Origin of the sequence: Fibrobacter sp. UWB4 (assembly GCF_002210345.1) — a bacterium.
Classification (GTDB): domain Bacteria; phylum Fibrobacterota; class Fibrobacteria; order Fibrobacterales; family Fibrobacteraceae; genus Fibrobacter.
This window is the reverse complement of sequence record NZ_MWQI01000012.1, coordinates 1-21,048: the sequence shown is the minus strand read 5'-3', so window position 1 is coordinate 21,048 and position 21,048 is coordinate 1. Positions and strand designations below refer to the sequence as shown.

Sequence of the window (21,048 nt, the reverse complement as noted above, 5' to 3'; positions counted from 1 at the left end):
GTAAGTTTATGAATAATTTGAATTTTCGGATTGTCGCATGTTGATTTGTGATAAATTTTAGAGTATATTCATTATGAATGAGGAGGCGTGATATGAACAATAAACTTTGTATGGCCTTAGGAGCGTTTGCGCTTGTGATGCTCGCGTGTTCAAGCGAAAACGGTAGCATTACGGAACCATTCGACGACCCTGGCGCAGGGACTGCAAAACATAATTCGTCAAGCAGTCTGGAAATAGACGTGTCAAGTTCTTCGTTAAATGCACAGAGCAGCTCTTCCGAAATAGAATCAAGTTCATCTGTGGTGGAGTCTAGCTCTTCTTCGTCTCATTTGAGTCTATGCAAAGTAAGTGGCCATTGGAGGGAGAGTGGTTGCCTTCCCACTCCTTCCCATGGCGAGGGCGATTTGTGGTCGAGACTAGATCGTAAAGTAAGAACAAATGTTTATCTGGAGGATTCCTCTAAATTTGGAGACCGAGCCGGGGAATTTTTCTTTGAAACCGATTCCTTAGAAGGCGGGGAATCATTTATTAAATGGACTGATGGATATTTTGTTGTTCCTGAATTTGAAGGAATGTTGGAGGCTGACGTGCGATTTGCAAAAGGGAGCCTTACATACGATCCTTTTGTTAAAATAGGTTTTTATGTGGCGGGCTTTGATTCTAGTGGCGCTGCGCTATCGGCCGATGTGACCAATTGGAACGGTTTATGCCTTTTTTATCTAGGAACTATTGGAACGACTTTGCAACTGGATCTCGGTGAATCGCTCAATCGGAAGCTGGGAAACGCCTTGCCGTCGCTAAAGGTGGAGTCTTCAAAAGAACCGCAATGTTTTGATTGGGGCCAGTTTAAACAGCCTGAAACGGATACCGAACACGAAACTATTTCTGGTGAAGAAGCTGCAAAGCATGTAGAAAAGGTCGTGTTCTTTTTCCAGACGACGCCTAGAGAAGAGTATGGTGGTTTTGAAGGGTTTGAAATTATAGCCATTGGCACAAACAGAGACGAGTGAAAAAATCCCCGACGGATGTGTCGGGGTGCAAATCACTAACGACTAATAACTATTAACTAGTAACTAGTAGCGATTTTTTCCACAATCCCGTCTGTCGTAAGGAGTTCTGGGAGCACGATCTGCTTGCTTGCATCGCCAGCGGGGTAGATCGCGTAGGCAGGCACTCCTGACTTGCCCATGCTGCGCAGGAGCGCTGTGACTTCGGGCGTTTCGCGGGTCCAGTCTGCCTTGACACGGGCGACGTTCAGGCTGTCCATCGCATGTTTGAAATCATCGCGGTTGAGGACAGCGGCTTCGTTCGCCTTGCAGGTGAGGCACCAGTCGGCCGTGGCGTCGATGAATACGGTGCGGCCGGACTTCGCGAATTCTTCGATGAGTTCCGGCGTGTAGCGGTACCAGCCGTCTTCGGTGATAAGCTGTACTGACCTTGCCTTGAAAATCGCATCGACTTCGGCTTCGAATTTTGGCGATGCTAATGCAAACCAGATGACGGCGAGAATCACGACGGCGCTGCCAACGGAGAGCACTTCGCGAAAAAACGCGACGCCTGGCGGGGCGATGTTCCCTATCGCAAAGCTCATGGCGATGCTCAGGAGCGAAATGGCTGCAAAAATGCCAACGCCAACATTCCCGGCCTGTTCATGCACGACCCACAGGAGCCATGCGACAGTGCCGAGCAAGAGAACGCCCATGATTTTCTGGAGCGTGACCATCCAGGCGCCCGGCTTTGGGAATGCTTTCAGGACTTTCGGAAACACGCTCACGAGCATGTAGGGGAGAGCAAGCCCGACGCCTGCGGCCGTGAAAAACAAAAACAGCACGGGGGTCGATGCGGTAAACGCAAAACCCATCGCCGTGCCGAGAAACGGCGCGGAGCACGGGGTGCTCAAAAGCACGAGGAGCGCGCCTGTGAAAAATGCGCCCCAGAAGCCCTGCTTGCGCCCGGCCTTGTCCATCTTGGTGGTGGCGCTTCCTGGGAGCCAGATTTCAAAGACCCCGAAAAAGCTCATGGCAAAAGCGCTCAGAATCACGACCATGAACGCGATGAATCCTGCGCTCTGGAATTGCATGCCCCAGCCCGCATTCCCGCCGCCGGCTTTGACGGCGGCGACAATCCCGGCGAGCGCCCAGAAGCTTGCGAGAATCCCGAGCGTTGTTGACGTTCCAAGTACGAGCAGTCGCTTGCGGCTCTCGCGAGACTGCTTGATCAGGCTGAAAAGCTTTAGCGAAAGCACCGGCAGCACACACGGCATCAAGTTCAGAATTAAGCCACCGAACAGTGCCGAAAGGAGCAGGATGAATGTTCCGGTAGCGCCTTCCGCCGCGTTCCCGGCGGCACTTTTCAGTACATTTGAGGTTGCCGAAGGCGATGACTCCTTCGCTTCGCTCGTGGCACTTGCGGCTGCTTTTTCCGTGGCGTTCCCTGCGCCGTCTCGCGAAGCTCGCCTTGTCGTGAAACCGAGCGGTCCAAGCCCGAATGTCACTTGCGACGGAGCAAGGCAAATGGAGTTGTCGCATGCCTGGTAGTGGAAAGTCGCCTGTGTCGTAAGGCTGTCGTAATCGGCGTCAACGCTTTCGACGGGGAGCGTAATCTGGAAATATCCCTTGAAGACAAGATTTTCGAGGTCGAGCGCTTCGCTATATTCCTTGATGGGTTCTGGCCACTTCGGCTCTCCAAAGTGGACCCCTTTTGCAGAAAGCTCGATAGACGAGGGCTTTAAAAACTCATCGGCGGCGATGTTGGCGTTTACATGCCAGTTGTCTGGAATGACAATTTCGATAGTGACGCTTGAACCTTTTTGCAATGGGCCTGTGGAATACTGCATGCCGGCTTCGGGAGGTGGCATGTTGTTCATGTTGAACTCTTCCGCGAAAATGGCCGTTGCAAACAATAGGATGCAAAATAATGTTTTTTGCAAACGGTTGTTTGCAAAATTTCCAATTTCCATAAATTTGTATAAAATTTTCATAAATTAAATCTCATTGTAAGAAGTAGAAAATATCGGAAATGAAACATTTATGTCATATACGGGATTCCTTTGTAACCGTCCCCCTGATTGGGTAGGGGCTGTCTGGGAAAAATATTCCTACAGAATATACAAATTGTGCCTGCAAAAGTGTGGCGTAAAAGATGAAGCAGACGACTTGTTTCAGGAGGTGGCGCTTCGCTTTTGTCAAAGGGCTAATAATCTGGATGCCGGGATTTATCTTTTGCCGTGGCTGGAGACTGTTCTTTTGCACTGCCATTACAGTGGGTACCGCAAAAGGCACGTGGGCCGCGAAATTCCGTTCTCGAGTTTGAGAGATCAGCAGGCTGACTATAGGGCCTTTGAGGAGCGAGTCTGTGCGCCATCTGATGGTAGTGTCCGCATGGAGTCTGTCATGAGCGAGTTCTCGGTTTTGCTTGAGACGTTGAATCCGCTGGAAAAAATGATTGTGGAATTGTCGGTTGTCGGAGGGTTTAGGGTTACGGACTTGAGCGCGATTTTTGGACTTTCCAGAAAGGCGGTTACGAAACGCAAAATGAGGGCGTATCAAAAAATGCGCGAAAAAATGGCCATGCAGAAAGAACGGATAAAAATGATAACGGGCCGCGATGCCTCTTTGCGAGAAATAATTGAATTTGCTGGTTGAAATAATCCTTAAATTTCGTAATTTTATAATGTGAAAAAGTTGCTTAATCTAATTTTTATCCTTGCCCTGATCACGTCAACCTTTGCTGCTGACCAGTGGTTCAATTATTCATACCCATTCCCGGTAAGGGAAGCTGTTCCTTATGGCGACGGCTTTTTTATGGCGACTGCGGGGGGCATTCGTTTTAAGACCGCAACAAGCGATGCAATGTACATGACGTCGAAGGGGCTTGGCGACCAGTCTGTAAGTGCTGTTGCTTTTTCGGATCTCGGATTTTTTGCGCTAAGTGATAATGGTGTTGTTGCTAGAATGTCCGAGAGGGATTCCTTTGAAGTCCTGAACCGCTCTTATGCCGGGAACAATTTGCGTGTCATTCCGGGCATGATGCGCGTTGCGGGGACTGCGATGGTTATCGCTTTCGAAGACCGCCTTTCGTTCTTCAGCATCCCTTCTAACAGGTCTATTGTGACTGTCGACCGAATTTCAGATGCAAACCTTTCCAAGACGCCTGTCAGCGCGATGGAAGTGCATGGCGACTCGCTGTTTGTTGCTGTCGATGGCGTAGTCTATCTGCGCAAGATGGATTGGTATAATCTTGAAGCTGATGCGCATTTGTACGATCCCGATTCCTGGAAGGTCATGAAAAATGTTTCCAGCGCAGGGAAAGAGATTAAGACCATCGTCTGGAAAGACGGGAAAATAAGGACTTACCCGCTAGAAGGCATGTGGATCTGGGAAGATGAAAAGGAGACGCGCGTCGTTAACGATACGTTCCTTACGTTTGCCGATACGTCGTCCATGATTCTTGTCCGTGGTAAGTTGTTGAAGGATTCCATCCTGTACGAGAAAGACTCCGTTATGAGATCTGGAAAGGGTGGGGCGGTGCCCGTCGTTGATCATTATTATTATAAGAACAGGGTCCAGTGGGTGAAACTCCTCTCTAAGGGCGCCTTGCTGGCCGGTCCTGAAAAAGTATTCCATTATGACGGAAAAAAAATTGAGGACGTGACAACTTATAAACCCTTTGCTGTTGGTAACGTGTACGAACTTCAGGCAATCCCGAAGGGTGGCGTTATCGCAGCTTCCGAAGCGGGGTATTTCTCGCACAATAGGGACTTGCAGTCATGGACTCCGCCTACATTGGCGTTTCCAATAGACGAGAAAAGTGGTCTTGGAAATATGACGAATGCACGCGGGCATGACATGAAGGTGATGTCTGTTCTTCCTGATGGCCATGTATTCTACCATGTTTGGGGCATGGGTTTTTCCATATTTGCAAATTGGGGCGATTCCGCCACGGCCGTAATCATGGGTTCTACGGATAATTGCTTAGATGATTATACAGAAAAGGACGCTTTTGTTTATACGATCGCGGTCACTTCGACGCCTGCTCCTGATAATTCGGGCTTTTTGACGGCGACGGCTTCGAATAAGGGATATAGCCTGGTCTATATAAGCCTTGACGGAGAAGTTTCCTGCGCGAACAATATCGGAAGTACATCTATTGCAGGTCCGATGATTGCCCGCATCAATGAAGATGGTAAATGGGTTGTATATGTCGGAACTCGCTCCACGATGGGCACAGAGGCCAATGGTGGCCTGGATGTGATTACAATGCTTCCGCCTAAAAAGATGGGCGGCGATATTTCGAAAGTCGCAAAGAAGGATGTAAAGTCGTACTATGGTGCTCCATCGACTCCGCTGGATATGGTATATGAGCCGAAGACTGGATATTTCTGGATGGTTACGGCTGCGTCGCTTGTGTACTGGAGTGAGCAGGACACTTCCTTGTTGACCCCTCTTTCGACAAATGGGCTTACGAGTGCGAATTTTACAAGCATCGATGTTGATAGCCGTGGAAACCTCTGGGTCGGGACCTCGATGCAGGGCGCTTACCGCTTGACTCCGCGTACGACGAATCCCGATACGCTTTCTGTGCAGCACTTTACGGCGCGTCAAGGTCTCCTTAGCGATAGAGTCCAGGATGTAGCCGTGGATTCCGTTTTGGGCGTTGTATGGTTTGCTCATGATAACGGCGTTTCGGCTTACCTTCGAAAGGATGTCGGTGGGACCGATGGCAATATGGACGATGATTCCAACAAGGACTTTAAGGTGTATCCGAATCCGTTCCGCCCACGCGAAAACCATAGCCGTATTGTTTTTGACAATGTCGCCGAAGATGCCGTGATTAGCATTTTCAATAGAGGTGGCAAGCTCGTTATGGCGCTTAGTGGAGACCGTCTTGTCGGGGGCCGTGCCGAATGGGATGGAACTATGAATAATGGAAAGCTGGTGGCGCCGGGCGTTTACCAGTATGTTGTCCGTACAAAGTCAAAGGTGAAGAAAGGAAAACTTTTGATTGTCCATTAGTTTTTGCGGTGAGGGCATTGATATGAATAAATTTATTGGAATTACGGCTTTTTTGGCTGCGATGTTTATGGTTTCGAGTTGCGCTGGTGAACGTCAGGGACTTGTTTGTGAAGAAATTGAGTACCGTTTGAACACGTTGTCGTATTCTCCGGACCAGCGCGCCTATATGGAAGAAGAACTCCGTACATGCCGTAGCGAAGAGGCAAAAAAGAAGAGTGCATCGACTGAATCTAAATCGAGCATTTACGAGCGCTATGCGAATACGGACGGAACCAAGGTGGATTCTGCAAATGTCGAGGTTCCCGTTTCAAAGTTGTTGCAAGATTCTTCCGAAGAGAAGACGACCAGCATTTACGACCGTTACAAGTCTGTTGAGGCGGACAAGTAATGCCTACTATAACGACTCTTGCGGGCAAGCCGTTTGAACCGGATTTGCCCAGGCGCCTGCTTTCTATCGCAGGCGAAATTCGCGAAGCGGGTGGCCGCGCCTTCTTGGTGGGCGGCTGGGTGCGCGATGCGCTCCTCGGCAAGGATTGCCGCGATTACGATGTCGAAGTTTACGACCTCACGCAAGATGAACTTGTCCCGATTTTAAAGAAGTACGGTCGTACGAATCTTGTGGGCAAAGCGTTTGGCGTGATTCATTTGGCGATGAAGGGCCTCTCGCTCGATTTCTCGTTCCCGCGTACCGAAAGCAAAGTCGGCTATGGCCACCGCGGTTTCGTGGTGCATACGGATGAAAAGCTCTCGTTCAAGGAAGCGGCGCTTCGCCGAGACTTTACCATCAATGCGATGGGCATGGAACTGCCGGAACTCACGCTTTGCGACCCGTACGGCGGCATTGACGACTTGAAGAAAGGCTTGTTGCGCCATGTGGGTCCAGCCTTTGTCGAAGATTCGCTGCGCATTTTGCGCGGTGTGCAGTTTGCGAGCCGTTTTGCGCTTAGGCTTGCGCCCGAGACGGTTGAACTTTGCAAGACGCTTTCGCTTGAGGACCTTTCTATCGAGCGCTTGTTCGAAGAATTCAAGAAGTGGCTCTTGAAGCCGGGCAAGCCGTCGCTTGGCTTGCGCGCTTTCCTGGACATCAAGCTGAACGAGTTTTTCCCGGAAGTTTTACCGCTGCGTGGCTCCTGGGAAGATCTGGCTGAAATGCTCGACAACATGGAGGGCTTGCGCAGGAACTTTGTGAATGTGAGTGCTGATGCGGCCGGTGAAGCTGTTGGTGACGCCAAGTGCGCACCGCTTTCGGACGATCAGGTGATGGAATTTGCGTTTGCATCATTCCTCAGCGGGAGTGCCGATACTTCTCTCAAGTTCCTCGAACGCATTACGAACGAATCGCACTTGGTCAAGAATGTCCCGCTGCTTTTGAAAGCTTATAGCGGACTTGATTTTGCAATTGTAAGTGATGCGCCGGCGCTTCGCCGCATGGCGGTGAAGCTGGGTGGCCTAAAGCTGTTGTGCCTGCTTGTTAAAGCCACCCCGCGTAAGTATTACGCCGCCGCCGCCGCCCCGGAATTCCCGGAACAGCTTTGGCAAGCTGCTGCAGATCTTGATTTGCTCAATGCAGCTCCGCAGCCCTTCCTCATGGGCAAAATGCTTATGGATCTGGGATTCAAGCCGGGCAAGCAGATGGGCGAAACTATCAAGCAAAGCTTTGAGCTCCAGCTCGACGGTAAAATCAAGAACGCCGAAGAAGCAATCGCGTGGGTCCGGAGTCAGACGAAAGAACGGCTCTAACGAGCCTACAGACGAGAGGGCTTTAAAAATCTCTCGTCTTTCGTCTAAATCATTTCCATCTAAACATTCCCGAGATTCCTGCGGGGACGCAGAACACGATCATCGGGATTTGGATAAGCTCTACAGGCAAGAACGCGAGCATGCGGCGCTTGGACTTGAGCTTCCAGGAGGCAATGCTCAAGAATACGAAGTCCACGACAATCTTGGGCAGAATGCTGAACACGCACCACTGCCACGGGAAATCGAGGAAGATGGCGCACCACGGACTCACGAACATCCAGATGTAGTACGTGTAAATGAGCGTGAGCAAAAGGATGTATGGTTTGCTTTCGTAGTTTGTGCCGTTGCTGCTCCAGCGGGCGCGCTGGTTAAAGAGCTGTTTCCACGTGTGTACCGGGGCGGTCTCAATGACGGCATCCTTGTCGAGATTGTAGCAGACCTTCGTTCCCGGGATTTTCATCATCTTGTGGATGAGCATGTCATCGTCGCCGCTCGAGAGGTTGATGAGGTCTCCGAATCCGCCGACTTTAAAGAACAGGTCCTTCTTGTATGCAAGGCAAGCCGCACTTGCGACAATCGGGCGGCCAAGGCTAAAGCCTGCCGCTTCCATCGCGGTGTAGCCAAGCGTTTCGAGTTTCTGGTAGAGATGCGGCATCGAACGCGAGCCGTTGTTCTGCTTGGGGCCTTGCACAATGCAGATGCCATCGACAAATCGCCCGGCCATGGCGGTAATCCAGCTCTTGCGCGGGATGCAGTCCGCGTCCATCGTCAAGAGCACTTCGTTTTTGGCAATCTTGAAGGCGCTTTCGAGCGCACGCTTCTTGGGGCTTGCAATTTGCGGTAAATCTTGCGGGAGGCTCAAAACGCGGAATCGCGGGTGCGTGGCGGCAAACTTTTCGAGAATTTCGCGTGTGCGGTCGGTAGAACGGTCATCGACGCAAATCACTTCCCATTCGCCTACGTAGTCCTGGGCGGCGACCGCTTCGAGCGTACGTTCGGCAAATTCCTCTTCGTTGCGCATCGGGATCACGACCGAGACGCTCGGGGTCGCTTTCGGGCCTTTATAGCGATGCGTCTTTAACAGTCCTACTATAAAGAATAGGAACAGTAACGCATAGAGCGCAGTCAGGCATGCGAGAATAATGCCACCCATGCGTTTAAATCTAGAAAAATCAAAATAATGAATTTTAGTTACTAGTTCTGAGTTACTAGTTACTAGAATGTTTTTACTAAATTATTGCTAGTAACTGCGCCTCCGGCGCTCCTGTCTACTTCTAACTTCCTACCTCCTACTTCCTACTAATTATGCTTCATCCATCCGCTTTTGTTCATCCATCCGCAAAAATCCACGAGTCTGCTATTATTGGCCCCTGGTGCGTTGTTGATGAAAATGCGGAAATTGGCGAAAATGTGGTGCTTGAATCGCGAGTGCGCGTTTACGGTGGAGTGACCATCAAGGCAAATACGCACGTTTACGATGGGGCAATCCTCGGGGCGCCTCCTCAAGACCTCAAGTACGCAGGCGAGCCGACGCATCTTGAAATTGGCGAAAATTGCATCATCCGCGAATACACGACGCTCAACCGCGGCACGGTCCAGGGCGGCGGTTGCACATGCATTGCCCCGCGCGTCCTCATCATGGCTTACGCCCATGTGGGGCACGACTGCCGAATTGGTGAAGGGGCGGTCATCGCTAACGGATGCCAGCTCGGCGGCCACGTGCGCATTGGCAAGTTTGCGACTCTCGGCGGCACTACGGCGGTGCAGCAGCGTAACCAGGTGGGCGCCTACGCTTTCGTGGGCGGTACTCTCAAGGTCGATTACGACGTTCCTCCGTGCAGCCGTGCATTTGGGAACCCGCTTCGCTTTGCATCCCTCAACCTCCATGCGCTCCGCTTGCATGCAGATGAATTCCCGCCCGAACGCATTGCGTTTTTCGAGCGCGCTTTCCGAGAGCTTTACCGTAGTAAGCGCCCGGCCGCCGAAGTTATCGAAGAACTGAAAAAAGGCCCGGAACCTCTGTTCCAAGCCTTCTTTGACGAGCACTGGGGCGGTTCTCTCGTCCGCCCGTGATTTTTTTGCGCTTTTGCGCATTTTTTTCTAGAAAATGAGTGCCTGCGGGAATCCCGTGTGCCACTTTTCGGAACCTGGGTCGTAGGCGTCAAATCCGCCTGTGTAGCTAAATCCCCAGTAATGGAACGACATTCCGCGGGAGATGGCTGCCTTGGCTGCTGCGTTTGCCCATTCAGCCTTGCCTTCGCTGCTAGGGCCATTTCCGTCTTCCCAATTGCAGGGGCTAACGTCTCCGCCGGCAACGCCGAATTCACCCATGTTCAGCGGAACGTGGTCTGTGCCGTTTATATCGGGATAATATTGCTTGGCGAGGGTGGCGTAGCTGCTCAGGTCGGTGCTGGCGGTAATGGATTTGACCTCATCGCCCCTGCATGCGTTCCCGTGCATGTTGCCTTGATGGGAATACTGGAACGGTTCGTAGTAGTGTCCGCTAAAGATGATGTTTCCGTCAGGCGGCAGCTTCATCTTGTCGATATCATAGAACTTGGCGCCGTGAAGCGCTTCGAACATGATAGTCTTGTTCGGGGCGTGTGTGCGAATGACATTGTAGGCGTCGAGCATCAGCTGGTTGACGAGATCGACATTGGGGATCACCGGCTCGTTCAGGATTTCGAGCACGATCATGTCGTCGGGGAAGGCGTTCATCACGCTTGCAACTTGTGCCCACAAGAGAAGGAAGTGGTTCTTTTCTTCTTCGAATTTTGTGGCGTCGTATTTGCAGCCTCGATCCTTGTGTCCGCCACCGGCGCAGTTTAGTTCCACATAATGGTGGAAGTTCACGACAACGGCAAGCCCGTTGGCGATAGCGAGATTGATGTCTTCAATGACTCCTGCAAGGCGGTCCGGGTCTACAGTGTGGGTGGAGTAGTCCGAATTGTATTGCCAGCGGACCGGAATACGCACCGAGTTGAAACCGGCTGCTTTGATGATGGCGAAATCCACGTCGCGGATGGGGTTGCTCCAGGCTGCATCGTCACGGCCGTCGGAATCCCAGGAGTTGCCCAGGTTGATGCCGCGCCCGAGAATCGCGTTCATGTACCTGCCGCGAGTGTAGTCTACAGGAACAGCTGAGCTGCTGTTGCTTTTAGGTGTAGAACGCGGCGGTGCGGTTCCGTTGTCGCATGCGCAAAGGAGACATCCGATTGCCATTGCGGAAAGAAGCTTTTTAAACATGGTAACCCCCAAAAATTGGTGTCTTGCTTATAATACCTGTTCTCAAAATCTATATAAATCAAAAGCTAGAAAAATAAAAACATGCTTATCTTATGTTTACGCCTGAATCCAGTGTGACAGCTGTCAAAAAATTAATTTGTAAACATTCTTAAACATTACAGATCTAAAAAATTTCGTTTACGCTTGAGTCCAGCGTTTATGTGGCTTGGATGGCGGTATTTCGTTGATGTATCATGCTTTGCAAAGCCTTTTTTGCAAAACGGGTAATCGAAATTACAAAAAAACAAGCTATATTGTAGACGATCCGAATTTGGAGATTTGTACCTATTATGAATGGAAACCTAAAAAAAGCCATTTGGAAGTCCGCTCTAGCAGCGATGCTTCTTGCTTCGTCTTCTTTTGCTGGCTACGGTTTTAGCGATTATCGTGACCGTGACCAGTCCCACTTTGTCATGAAGGATCCTAAGCCGTTCCGTCCAGACAAGGAAGTTGTCACCGTTGTCATGCGTGAAGCAATTCCGCGTGGTGGTGGTTACACCTATCAGTACCCGCGTGAAAACCCTGAACCGGTACTCACGGATAAGTACGCTATGGAAGGTGCACTCTCCATGGAAATCGAACTTATCGCAAGCGACTATTCCGGTGTGGCAATCTGTATTGCCGGTTCCGTGGACCTGACTCCGTATTTAGAAGAAGGTGTTCTCGAATTTTGGCTTAAAGGTGCCCAGGGTGGCGAAAACGCTTTGTTCGTGCTCGTTGACGATGGCGTGAAGAGCAACGGCGAATCCCTCCAGGTGAAGCTCCGCTCCAAGAGCCTTGGTGAAATTACAACTGAATGGAAGCACTTCAGCATTCCTCTGAAGCTCTTCGGCAATACCGGTGTCTACTGGGATGCAAAGAACACGCGCGAAGTGATGCTCCCGTTCGCATGGTCCAACTTCAAGGGCTTCCGTCTTGAAGTCCGCAAGGATGAAAACGAATCCTTCAAGGTTTGGATTGACGATATCGTGATTAAGAAGCATGGCAAGCCGTACGAAGGCCCGGCTCATTATCCGTTCCGCAACGAGATTTAAGAGGATTTTATGCGCAAAACAGTTTCTTCCCTTTTATTAGCGTCTAGCCTCGGTGCTGCGTGGGCTCTTCCTCCGCAGTTGCAGATTGATTCCCTGAATGCGTCGTTGGATACCCTTTCCGGCAACATGGAATCCACACTCCTGGGTAAGGACGATCTGCCACTGGCAGTCTCCGGTTACATGGCTTTCCGTTTGAAGAATTTCCACTATTCCGAACAGAGTCCCTGGGTTGAAAGCGACAAGGCTCGCACAAGCGTTGACGCTATCTTGAACGTGAACGTCGTTGCCATGCCGAACTCCTACATTACGTTGTTTACCAATTTGATGTTCCCGTTCGACTTGAGTGGCATTTATACGAATTACCTGGCCAAGCATCCGACAAAGGCCCCGGGTAACTACGATGAACGCGTCCTGTTCGACCATTCTACCGACTACTATGCATCGACCATCAACGAAGAATTGAATGCCGGTGTTGATATCCGTGCCGGTGTGTTTGGCGCCTACATCACTGCTGGTGGTGTTATCTGGGCCAATGCTTCTCCGCTTACCATGTGGGAACGCGAAACGAATCCGCGTTTCGTTTGGCAGTATGAACTTTTCGAAGACGAAAAGACCGTTTCTACCTACTATAAGGAAAAGGCATTCAAGCCGGTCAAGGAAGGTGGTCGTGCATTCTGGACGAACCGTTCCTTCGGTGGTGTCTTTGCCAACATCTACCAGCTCCCGTATGACTTGAAGGCTCAGTTCCTTGTGTCGCAGCCGGCGGATGCCGATGTCGGTACTCGTGATGGTCTCCGCTTGTACGGTGGTCAGCCGGGCGAACTTGAAATGATGGGCACCATCGATTTACGTGGCTCCGTCCTTCATGGCCGTGTCGCCAAGGAAAAGATTGCCGATAATCTGACAGTTGGCGTGAACTACTTGGGTGTCGTGTTTGACGACGCTATCATCTACGAACCGGATTTCAAGTCCGAGTGGGAAAAGAGCGGCAGAGGTACTCCTGTTCTTCTCAATACCCATGTGGCTTCTGTCGATGTTAAGGGCAATATCACTCCAAAGCTCTTCTTGATGGCCGATCTTGGTATCAGCATCACGGATTCCTCTGTTTACTATAAGACTCCTGTTGTGGATGTTGCGACAGGCAAGGCCAAAGATGATTACACCAGCGCCTCGAAGGAGTCCAGTGTCGCTTCTCCGAAGGTTGGTCTTTATGTAAAGACTCAGAGCAAGTACGTTGAAGGCTGGCCGATGACTGCAGAACTCGTGTTCTTCCAGCCGGGCTTCTACTCTCCGTATTCTCTTACCAATCCGTCCCGCTTCCCGGGCTGGCGCAAGGATGAAACTTACCTCAACGCAGGTGCGCTTCGCTATTCCCCGAACATGGCCGGTATCAACTTCAAGTTGGAACCGACCTTCAACCGCGGTTACTTTGACTTCCAGTATGCCCAGCACCGTCAGATCGAAGCCGGTCAGGACGTGATGGCCTTCAACTACCGTTTGAACGGTCGCAACATGTGGGAAAGCACCAACTCCTGGACTAAGCATAAGCCGCTCTTCGTGGCTGACTCCGGTAACGGTTCTGGTCCTGGTTATATTAGCCGTGTCGGCACTAATAAAAATCTTAAAGATGGCATCAAGATGTACCGTCAGAACGGCGGTCTCTATGGTGGTACCTGGGAATTGTGGGAATCCTTTGCTGCCTACGACAATGGCGAACAGGCTTCTAAATTTGAAGTCCCGACGCATGCCAAGTGGTCTTCTTACATTTCCTTCATGGGTGGTTACGATATCGGCCACTGGTTTGGTACCGACCGTAATATCATGATGACCGCATTTGTGGCTCTTTCCGGTATTTCAACATCCTTTGCTCCGATTGCTGTTTCCGAAAAGCAGTCCAACATGCTCATGACGAGCTTCTATGGTCAGTTTGAACCGACTATCGCTGTGACGCCGACCTTCCACATGGTGGGTATCCTCGGCCTTGAAACATTCAGGTCCGAAAAGGCATATGCGATGTATCGTGTTGGCGAATTGAATAAAAACAATGGTTTCTACTACGAAACTAGTGATGTCTACTTCAAGAAGGCCCCGATCAACTATAAGGACTTCGCCATTGGCTTAGGCTTTGACTGGGACTTCTCTGACCGCGTGGGTCTCCACTTCCGCTACAAGTTCATGACGCACTCTGACGAAACCATTTCTGACAATGATTGGCATTCCCATTACATTGCCGCCGAAACAAAGGCCTGGTTCTAAGGGAGGATGCTAAAGATGAATATGAAAATGAAAAGAATTTTAATCGCCCTTCTTACTGCTTCGGTTGCTGCATCGGCATCTGCTGTTGCGGACAATCAAAAGGCCTTGCAGGCCAAGGCTGATAGCGCCAATGCCAAGCGTGGTGTTGAAATTGGCGGAAGCATCCGTGCAGTTGCCCAGCTCTCTAGTTTCTCGACAGATCAGGATCCGACGGGCATCAACAAGTTCCCGGATGTGGAACGCAACGAATTTGTCACGGCCGACTTGAGCTTCGGCTTCCGCCCGTATGAAACGGTCCGCGCTAACGTGATTATGCGCCTTGGCGGCGGCATGCAGGAATACTTCGCTGCTGCAGCCAAGACTCTTGAAGCCAAGTGGCTCAATGTCGAAGGCAATATCGGCAAGAATTTCTACTGGACGGTCGGTGATTTCCGTCAGGAACTTACTCCGCTTACGATTTACAACCCCGGTATCGACATCATGTATGAACCGACGGTTTTCGCTCGCAAGCGCCACATGGCCGAAAAGGAACAGCTCCTCGAAGGCAACAAGCGCAACCTCCAGGGTGCAAATCTCCAGTTCCGCCAGGAAATCGACCCGATGGTGGGCGAAATCCGTGCAGAAGCTTTCTTTGCCCGTGTAAATCGCGTATCGGTTCTCGACTTTAGCGGTGCCGAAGGCAATATCCTTCCGAACGATTCCCTTGCGGGCTATGCGACGTCCCTTGCTGCCAATACGGACAAGTGGCTTGTTGGCGGCAATATCGAACTTTTGCCGATGCAGAAGAACATTATTGTCGGCGTGACCCCGATGTTCATTTTCGACAATGAAAATTCCAAGACGTACACCTACCGCCATTTGATGAGTCGCGGGTCCAAGCCGAACGAATTTAAGCCGGACGAACTGTATGATATAGAAGGTGTGCCACAGTCGGGTCTCTATGTGCGTCAGGAAATCAACCCGGATGTTGGACCGCAGAACACGCTCGTCCTGAGCGCACGTGCGGGTGCCGACGTGGCAGGTATCATGCAAAACAAGAACCTCACTCTTGATCTCGTGGCTGAATACGCCATGTCGATCAACAAGAAGAAGATTCTTGGTGCCGCAGATCCTGTATCGGGTGTGGTTCCTGTCATCGAAGAAAGCGAGAATGGTTCTGCCATCCTCGTGAACTTGAACGCAGGCTACAAGGTGGATGACAGCTGGAGTGCTGGCATCACCCTTGACGTGGTTCGCAACGACGAAAAGTGGTTCAATAACCTCGCGCAGTCTCCGAGCTTCTTTGCACAGCGCGTGTTGAACTCCGATAAGGATGGCAACACGGTCAAGTACGGTGTCAATTCACCTCTCTACTCGACCTTTGATGCTTTGTATCACTATTCTCCGAAGTTCTCTCCGGTTCCGCGAATCCTTCAGACAAATGACGACGCTTTCAGGGATGGTCAGACCGAAAGCTATAACATCGCTCCGTACAACAAGAACTCCTGGGGATCCAATGTCTATGCCAAGGAACAGCTCGCCCTTATCAACATGATGATGGATCCTGCTCTCCAGCTTGTTTTGCCGAACGGCCTTGCTACTGCAAACCGCATGGGTGTTCGCGCTCTTATCAAGGGCGACTGGCAAGAAAAGGTCGAAGCCCAGGCTCTCGTGAGCGTCTTTAACCAGGTGAAGAGCGAATTCGAAGGTATTGTAGACAAGGTCTCCTACATGGAATTCGGTGGTGGCGCGAAGGCCGACATCGCGAAGATCGCGGGTCTCAGCAAGCCTGCTGAATTTGCCGCTTCTTACAAGCATTCCGAAAGCACGACCAACATGGTTAGTGGCCTCTCTGGAACGCTCAAGAGCGACTTCATCAATGTGGGCGGCTCGTTCCAGTTCTTGCCGCGTGTAGGCTTTACGGCTGGCTTCCAGATGATCAATACTGACTACGGTTCTATACTCGGTAGCATTGAAGGTATCAATCCTAACGTCGGTCTTGATGTACCTCTCGTAAAGAGCAAGCAGATGCAGTGGATGGTTGGCTTTGACTACACGGTTGCAGATAATGCATGGCTTGCCATCAACTTCGGCATGATCAATGTTACAAACGACTATAACACCGCTACTCTGGGCGCAACAACCCGCAACTTGCCGGATTACTTCAACAAAACCACGAAGGGTGATGGCGCAACGGGTGTGTACCAGCATAAGTTTAGTCAGTCTGTTTTTGAAGCTTCCATTAATGTGGAATTTTAATGGGAGGTAACTAGAATGAATTTCAATATGAACATGCGCAAAATTTTACTGACCTCCGCAATCGCTTTCTCGGCTGCATCTGCATTTGCCGCCGATAACCAGGCTGAGGTTGTTACGCAACAGAAGTCCCTGTTGGAAAAGTTGGATTCTCTCAGCGCTGCAGTGTTGGGCTTGAAGATTAACGGTACGGCAAAGGCTGGCGCCCTCGCTTCCTTCTCGTCTTCTGACCAGTACACTGCGGAATCCCCGACGCAGGAAAACCAGGCCTTCACGGATGTGAACCTGCGCTTGACGGCACGTCCGAGTTCTGAGACCATGATCGATGTCCAGTTGCGTTTGCACAAGGACTGGCAGAGCGCTTACGACGAAAACAACAATCCGGTGATTGGCCACTGGTTCAGCTACGACGGTACAATCCTGAATAAGCATGTTGACTTTAACTTGGGTTACATGCGTGTGGGCTATACCCCGTTCACCATTTACACGCCGCAGACCGAAATCCTCCAGGAACCGGAGATCTTTGTAGAAAAGCGTCGCGAAGCTCTTGAAAAGCGAAACCTCGATACGACCAGCCGTCGCCTTTTGCAGGGTCTCAACGTCGCTTACCAGAGCGGTAGCGTGGGTCCGGTCGATAACATTACCGCCCAGCTTACGGGTGCTCGTCTCCGCAATACGGCTAAAAAGCAAGACCAGGTGTTCTTTGACTTCGACTTTTCTGACCGCTACCTCCTCGGTGGGCGTGTCGGTGCCGATGCCTATGGGGCGCACCTTGGTGTGAACTATGTCAATCTCTTTGACCGCAAGCTGACTCGCCGTTCTAGGCAGATTGATGATTCCGATACGATTTATTACGATAACAACATGGTTCTTTCTGTGGATGCCTCTTTTGATTCCAAGAAGGTGCTCCCGGATCTCCCGGTGACATTCGGTTTCAATGGCGAATTTGCCATGTCCAAGTGGTCGGTAAACCGTGATTACCTGAAGAAAGAAAGAGTGCGTTCTTATAAACTCGTTTCTGGTGACGTTAATGGAAAATCTGTTATTTACCTCCAGGAGTATTATAAGCTGGCTACATCGCTTCTTGTGAACGAAGATTACCGCGATGAAGATGGCAAGAGCATCTATGCCGATGTCTTTGTGAAGGGCGATATCCAGGATGTTGACTTCAAGGTCAATGCCGGCTACCTCCAGACGGATTCCAACTTCTGGTCTGAATTGGCATCTTCTCCGGTTTATCAGGGCCGTTCAACGATTCTCAATGCTAACGCTCTTTATGCCGAAGGCTCCTATGAATCGATGATCATGTCCACGTTCGGAGCCTCTAGCCTTGAAAACCTCTACTTCAATGTCTACAACTCTACGACATTGCAGGCGACAAACTTGATGACTTCGAACAGCTCGAATACCTTGTCTGACGATGATGAAAGCAGTTATTTGTATTCCCGTTTGGACAACAACTACAAGAACGGCCACTTCTACCGCAATGGCTACACGGGCAATACTGCAAAGAAGCTCGAACTTGATCCGTTGATGGTTCTTGATCCGTCTGTGGGTCTTGCCTTGCCGTTTGGCCTTGCAACTCCGAACCGTAAGGGCATTATGGCTAAGGCCGATGTCAACTGGGCCGACAAGGTGTTCTTCAATGCGCGTGTCAACATGCTGACTCAGTCCGATGCTCCGATTGATGTTGCTGCAACAGGCAACCCCGAAATGCCTTACACGCTGGTTTACGGAGAAAACAAGTTCACGGAAATCGGTGTCGGCGTTGGTGTTGACGTGGGCGGCTTCTTGCCGAACTACCAGCAGATCCTTCTCCAGGGTTCTTTTACCCAGGCTAAGGAAGATGCCTACATGAAGCGTACTGCAACCCGTATCGTTGCGGGTGTTACAGCCGATGTCTGGGGACCGGTTGCTTTGCTCGCTGGTTTCCAGAAATTTGAAAAGAAGTTTGATAATACCGTGTTCTCGCCCCTTAGCCCACTTGCTGTGACTAAGGCTTCCGAACAGCTCATTTTGGGCGGTGTCCGCGTCAAGCTTGCTCCGATGTCTTACCTGTCTGTTCAGTACGGTATGCTCAAGAACGACCTTGATTACGTAGTGGCTAACGATCCGGTTGTTAAACAGATTTCTATCAGCAAGAACGTCCTTCTTGCCGATGTAACGGTAAATTTCTAAGAGGTGCTGAAAATGAAAAAGTTTTACCAGTACACGATGATTCTTTTTGCAGGTGTTTTGGGCGCCTGCTCCTCGATGATTGTTGACAGCCCTTACGAAGACAGTTTCCCGACTGGTTTCAGCACTGCTGAATACATGGAGTTGCACCCTGAATTGCGTATTTTGCAGATTAGAGACTATGTCTCCAATCAAAATACGCTTTATGAGGAGTCCCAGAAAGCGCTTGGCGTCGATGTAGCTCCGATTAAGGCCAATGACGAAACTTCGTTCCTGGCCAACAATGATGTGCTTAAGGCTATTTATACGCATCCGCTTATGTTGGGTAAAACAGAGGCCGACTGGAATACGTATGCTGCCAATGCTGCTTCGGCTGACGCTGCAGCCCAAAAAGATGCTAAGATAGTCCAGAAGGATCTGTTGAAGTACAATTTTGTGGGTGTTGCCGATGACTGGGGTGCTTTGCAGGCTATTCCGGTTGACGAAGTGGCTATCTCTCAGCAGTATCTGATGTTTGGTAAAGGCCATGGTTGGACATACCGCAAGTGCCGTCTGGACGAGTCCAATTTGCCGATTCGTGATCCAAAAGTCTTTGTAGACGAAAATAATGTATCTAATGGGGTTGAATCTGAAGCTGAATATAAACAGTATGTAGATACTGGACTGTACTGCTATGATGAAGCCAATGGTGTAGATCGTATTGTGAAGGCTAATGAAAATAAGAAAAAAGGTGAAGTAAAACAGGCTCAATAGGATTAGAGGTAATCAAAATGAACTTTAAAGTTATTACATTGGCTCTTGCTATGGGCGCTGCTGTGGCTGCCCAGGCTGCCGCTGACAAAGTGATTGGCTTCTATCCGTATTGGAGTCAGTATTCTCAGTTTTACGCCAAGGACATCCGCTACAATCTTGTGACCGACATTCACTACATGTCGATCGCTCCGAGTGCGGAAGGTACGGTCGCCTTTGCCGATGAATACGATGCCGACAACTTCAAGAATCTTGTCAGCATGTCCAAGGACAACGGCGTGAAGCTTATCGTGTCCGTCGGTGGCATGGAAGCTGAATCGAACCTCAAGGCTATCGCCTCCTCCGACGAGACGCTTTCTTCCTTCGTTTCTAACGTGAAGGATTGGATTGCAGCAAACGGCGGCGACGGTGTTGAACTTGACTGGCAGAACCTTACGACGGATGATTCCGAAGATTATGCCAAGATGGTGAACGCCTTGGTCGACGGTCTTTCTGGCTCGACGGTAACGGCCGTGATTTACCCGGCCGCCGGCATGGACGCCTACAAGGCCGAAGCCTTGAACCGCCTCGCTTACGTGGACGTCTTCATGGCTGATCTCATGAATGAAAGCGAAAGTAGCCTCGTCCCGAACCAGAGTGCAAACTCTGTTCAGGAAACGCTTGACGCTGTTGCTGCAGCCGGCGTGAACAAGGACCTCCTTGCTCCGGTGGTGTTCCTCTACGGTAAGTCCTTTGCCGGTGCAAAGGGCCTCGGCTCTAGCCATCAGGGCGTGGGCAGTGGTAACGAAGGCTACCTCCCGTACGCTGAACTCATGAACCGCTTTGACACTCCGGATTACACGGTGACATTCGATGAAGCTTCCAAGTCCGAAGTGGCTGTGAGCGAAACCGAATCTATCGTGTTCATGGGTATCCCGTCTGTGAAGGCTGTTGCCCAGCATGTGAAGAGCGAAGGCATGGCAGGCGTTGCCGTGTATGACCTCTCCCAGGACCACTACGAACCGATCGTTTCGCTCCTCGTGACGGTTGGCCTCGAACTCCGCCCGGGCGTGAACTACAAGGCTTCCAAGAAGTAATTCTCGAAGAGTCTCGGGATTTCCTGCGGACTTTCAACGTTCCGCGAGATTCGCAAACGCTTTAAAAAATCCTCGACGCAATCGCGCCGAGGATTTTTTTGCTTAATTGCAGGGGATCCCTGGTGATAAGTCATTCTCCGCATGCAAATTGATTAAATGACATGCATTGCCGAAATAAGACGTCATTCTCCGCAGGAGAATCCATACATCCCGTAAAACGCCGATAGATCCTTATGGGGCCATTTTATGCGAGAATGTCCGCTTCTACCATGCGTACAAAGTTTTTGATTGTTAGTGGAAATGCGTTTCCACATATTTTTTGGGGGTATAGGATGATAAATTTGATGGTTTTGCCTCGTTGAACTCTTTGTTGAAGTTGGTAATGTGTTGATATCTTGTATTTTTATTGAAAGATCGAATTATTTTTCAAAAAAATGAAAAAAAATTGATTTTTTTTACGCTGACCCCTTGTTTTTATTCCTG

The 21,048-nt window shown here is 50.4% G+C and carries 15 protein-coding genes; 12 read left to right on the top strand and 3 right to left on the bottom strand.

Annotation, left to right across the window (positions count from 1 at the left end; all coding sequences use genetic code 11):
• Window positions 1-92 precede the first annotated feature (92 nt).
• A complete protein-coding gene (locus B7990_RS14075; RefSeq protein ID WP_141099294.1) occupies window positions 93-1,010 on the top strand; it encodes a hypothetical protein in 918 nt (305 codons plus the stop codon).
• Window positions 1,011-1,066: 56 nt separating this feature from the next.
• On the opposite strand, the gene B7990_RS14070 is transcribed toward B7990_RS14075, so the two are convergent.
• Window positions 1,067-2,980: a thioredoxin family protein gene (locus B7990_RS14070; protein WP_254917550.1), complete on the bottom strand. Its 1,914-nt coding sequence runs from the start codon at window positions 2,978-2,980 to the stop codon at window positions 1,067-1,069.
• Window positions 2,981-3,029: 49 nt separating this feature from the next.
• Between B7990_RS14070 and B7990_RS14065 the strand changes: the two genes are divergently transcribed.
• The 4 genes from B7990_RS14065 to B7990_RS14050 are packed head-to-tail and all read left to right on the top strand — an operon-like array spanning window position 3,030 to window position 7,754.
• Complete coding sequence (locus B7990_RS14065) at window positions 3,030-3,644, top strand: RNA polymerase sigma factor (protein ID WP_254917549.1); 615 nt, start codon at window positions 3,030-3,032, stop codon at window positions 3,642-3,644.
• A gap of 30 nt (window positions 3,645-3,674) precedes the next feature.
• Window positions 3,675-6,014: a gliding motility-associated C-terminal domain-containing protein gene (locus B7990_RS14060; protein ID WP_088641508.1), complete on the top strand. Its 2,340-nt coding sequence runs from the start codon at window positions 3,675-3,677 to the stop codon at window positions 6,012-6,014.
• Window positions 6,015-6,036: 22 nt separating this feature from the next.
• A complete protein-coding gene (locus tag B7990_RS14055) occupies window positions 6,037-6,402 on the top strand; it encodes a hypothetical protein (RefSeq protein ID WP_088641546.1) in 366 nt (121 codons plus the stop codon).
• Window positions 6,402-7,754: a CCA tRNA nucleotidyltransferase gene (locus tag B7990_RS14050; RefSeq protein ID WP_088641507.1), complete on the top strand. Its 1,353-nt coding sequence runs from the start codon at window positions 6,402-6,404 to the stop codon at window positions 7,752-7,754. The genes B7990_RS14055 and B7990_RS14050 overlap by 1 nt, the downstream gene beginning before the upstream one ends.
• 49 nt (window positions 7,755-7,803) lie before the next feature.
• Here B7990_RS14050 and B7990_RS14045 read toward each other — a convergent pair whose 3' ends face one another.
• A complete protein-coding gene (locus B7990_RS14045; protein ID WP_088641506.1) occupies window positions 7,804-8,907 on the bottom strand; it encodes a glycosyltransferase in 1,104 nt (367 codons plus the stop codon).
• 152 nt (window positions 8,908-9,059) lie between these two features.
• Between B7990_RS14045 and lpxA the strand changes: the two genes are divergently transcribed.
• Window positions 9,060-9,827 (top strand): acyl-ACP--UDP-N-acetylglucosamine O-acyltransferase, encoded by a 768-nt coding sequence (gene lpxA, locus B7990_RS14040; protein ID WP_088641505.1) that lies wholly within the window; start codon window positions 9,060-9,062, stop codon window positions 9,825-9,827.
• A gap of 27 nt (window positions 9,828-9,854) precedes the next feature.
• Here the strand turns inward: lpxA and B7990_RS14035 are convergent, their stop codons facing one another.
• A complete protein-coding gene (locus B7990_RS14035) occupies window positions 9,855-11,000 on the bottom strand; it encodes a glycoside hydrolase family 5 protein (RefSeq protein ID WP_088641504.1) in 1,146 nt (381 codons plus the stop codon).
• Between the two features lie 329 nt (window positions 11,001-11,329).
• Between B7990_RS14035 and B7990_RS14030 the strand changes: the two genes are divergently transcribed.
• From B7990_RS14030 to B7990_RS14005, 6 genes are read left to right on the top strand one after another with little or no spacing between them, the layout of a single operon-like run.
• Window positions 11,330-12,073, top strand: coding sequence for a carbohydrate binding domain-containing protein (locus tag B7990_RS14030; RefSeq protein ID WP_088641503.1), 744 nt, complete (start codon window positions 11,330-11,332; stop codon window positions 12,071-12,073).
• Between the two features lie 9 nt (window positions 12,074-12,082).
• Window positions 12,083-14,329, top strand: a complete 2,247-nt coding sequence (locus B7990_RS14025; protein WP_088641502.1) for a hypothetical protein — start codon at window positions 12,083-12,085, stop codon at window positions 14,327-14,329.
• Window positions 14,330-14,356: 27 nt separating this feature from the next.
• The gene (locus B7990_RS14020; protein ID WP_254917548.1) at window positions 14,357-16,567 is read left to right on the top strand and encodes a hypothetical protein; all 2,211 of its coding nucleotides are present in this window, start codon (window positions 14,357-14,359) and stop codon (window positions 16,565-16,567) included.
• A 15-nt stretch (window positions 16,568-16,582) separates the two neighbouring features.
• A complete protein-coding gene (locus B7990_RS14015) occupies window positions 16,583-18,742 on the top strand; it encodes a hypothetical protein (protein ID WP_088641501.1) in 2,160 nt (719 codons plus the stop codon).
• A gap of 12 nt (window positions 18,743-18,754) precedes the next feature.
• The gene (locus B7990_RS14010; RefSeq protein ID WP_088641500.1) at window positions 18,755-19,492 is read left to right on the top strand and encodes a hypothetical protein; all 738 of its coding nucleotides are present in this window, start codon (window positions 18,755-18,757) and stop codon (window positions 19,490-19,492) included.
• A gap of 17 nt (window positions 19,493-19,509) precedes the next feature.
• Complete coding sequence (locus tag B7990_RS14005) at window positions 19,510-20,565, top strand: glycoside hydrolase family 18 protein (protein ID WP_088641499.1); 1,056 nt, start codon at window positions 19,510-19,512, stop codon at window positions 20,563-20,565.
• Window positions 20,566-21,048 lie beyond the last annotated feature (483 nt).

Bases quoted from the DNA above. Each gene is read 5' to 3' on its own strand.
- B7990_RS14045 (WP_088641506.1), bottom strand. From the start codon at position 8,907: ATGGGTGGCATTATTCTCGCATGCCTGACTGCGCTCTATGCGTTACTG.
- B7990_RS14010 (WP_088641500.1), top strand. From the start codon at position 18,755: ATGAAAAAGTTTTACCAGTACACGATGATTCTTTTTGCAGGTGTTTTG.
- lpxA (WP_088641505.1), top strand. From the start codon at position 9,060: ATGCTTCATCCATCCGCTTTTGTTCATCCATCCGCAAAAATCCACGAG.
- B7990_RS14025 (WP_088641502.1), top strand. From the start codon at position 12,083: ATGCGCAAAACAGTTTCTTCCCTTTTATTAGCGTCTAGCCTCGGTGCT.
- B7990_RS14050 (WP_088641507.1), top strand. From the start codon at position 6,402: ATGCCTACTATAACGACTCTTGCGGGCAAGCCGTTTGAACCGGATTTG.
- B7990_RS14075 (WP_141099294.1), top strand. From the start codon at position 93: ATGAACAATAAACTTTGTATGGCCTTAGGAGCGTTTGCGCTTGTGATG.
- B7990_RS14020 (WP_254917548.1), top strand. From the start codon at position 14,357: ATGAAAAGAATTTTAATCGCCCTTCTTACTGCTTCGGTTGCTGCATCG.
- B7990_RS14070 (WP_254917550.1), bottom strand. From the start codon at position 2,980: ATGAAAATTTTATACAAATTTATGGAAATTGGAAATTTTGCAAACAAC.
- B7990_RS14035 (WP_088641504.1), bottom strand. From the start codon at position 11,000: ATGTTTAAAAAGCTTCTTTCCGCAATGGCAATCGGATGTCTCCTTTGC.
- B7990_RS14065 (WP_254917549.1), top strand. From the start codon at position 3,030: ATGTCATATACGGGATTCCTTTGTAACCGTCCCCCTGATTGGGTAGGG.
- B7990_RS14015 (WP_088641501.1), top strand. From the start codon at position 16,583: ATGAATTTCAATATGAACATGCGCAAAATTTTACTGACCTCCGCAATC.
- B7990_RS14030 (WP_088641503.1), top strand. From the start codon at position 11,330: ATGAATGGAAACCTAAAAAAAGCCATTTGGAAGTCCGCTCTAGCAGCG.
- B7990_RS14055 (WP_088641546.1), top strand. From the start codon at position 6,037: ATGAATAAATTTATTGGAATTACGGCTTTTTTGGCTGCGATGTTTATG.
- B7990_RS14005 (WP_088641499.1), top strand. From the start codon at position 19,510: ATGAACTTTAAAGTTATTACATTGGCTCTTGCTATGGGCGCTGCTGTG.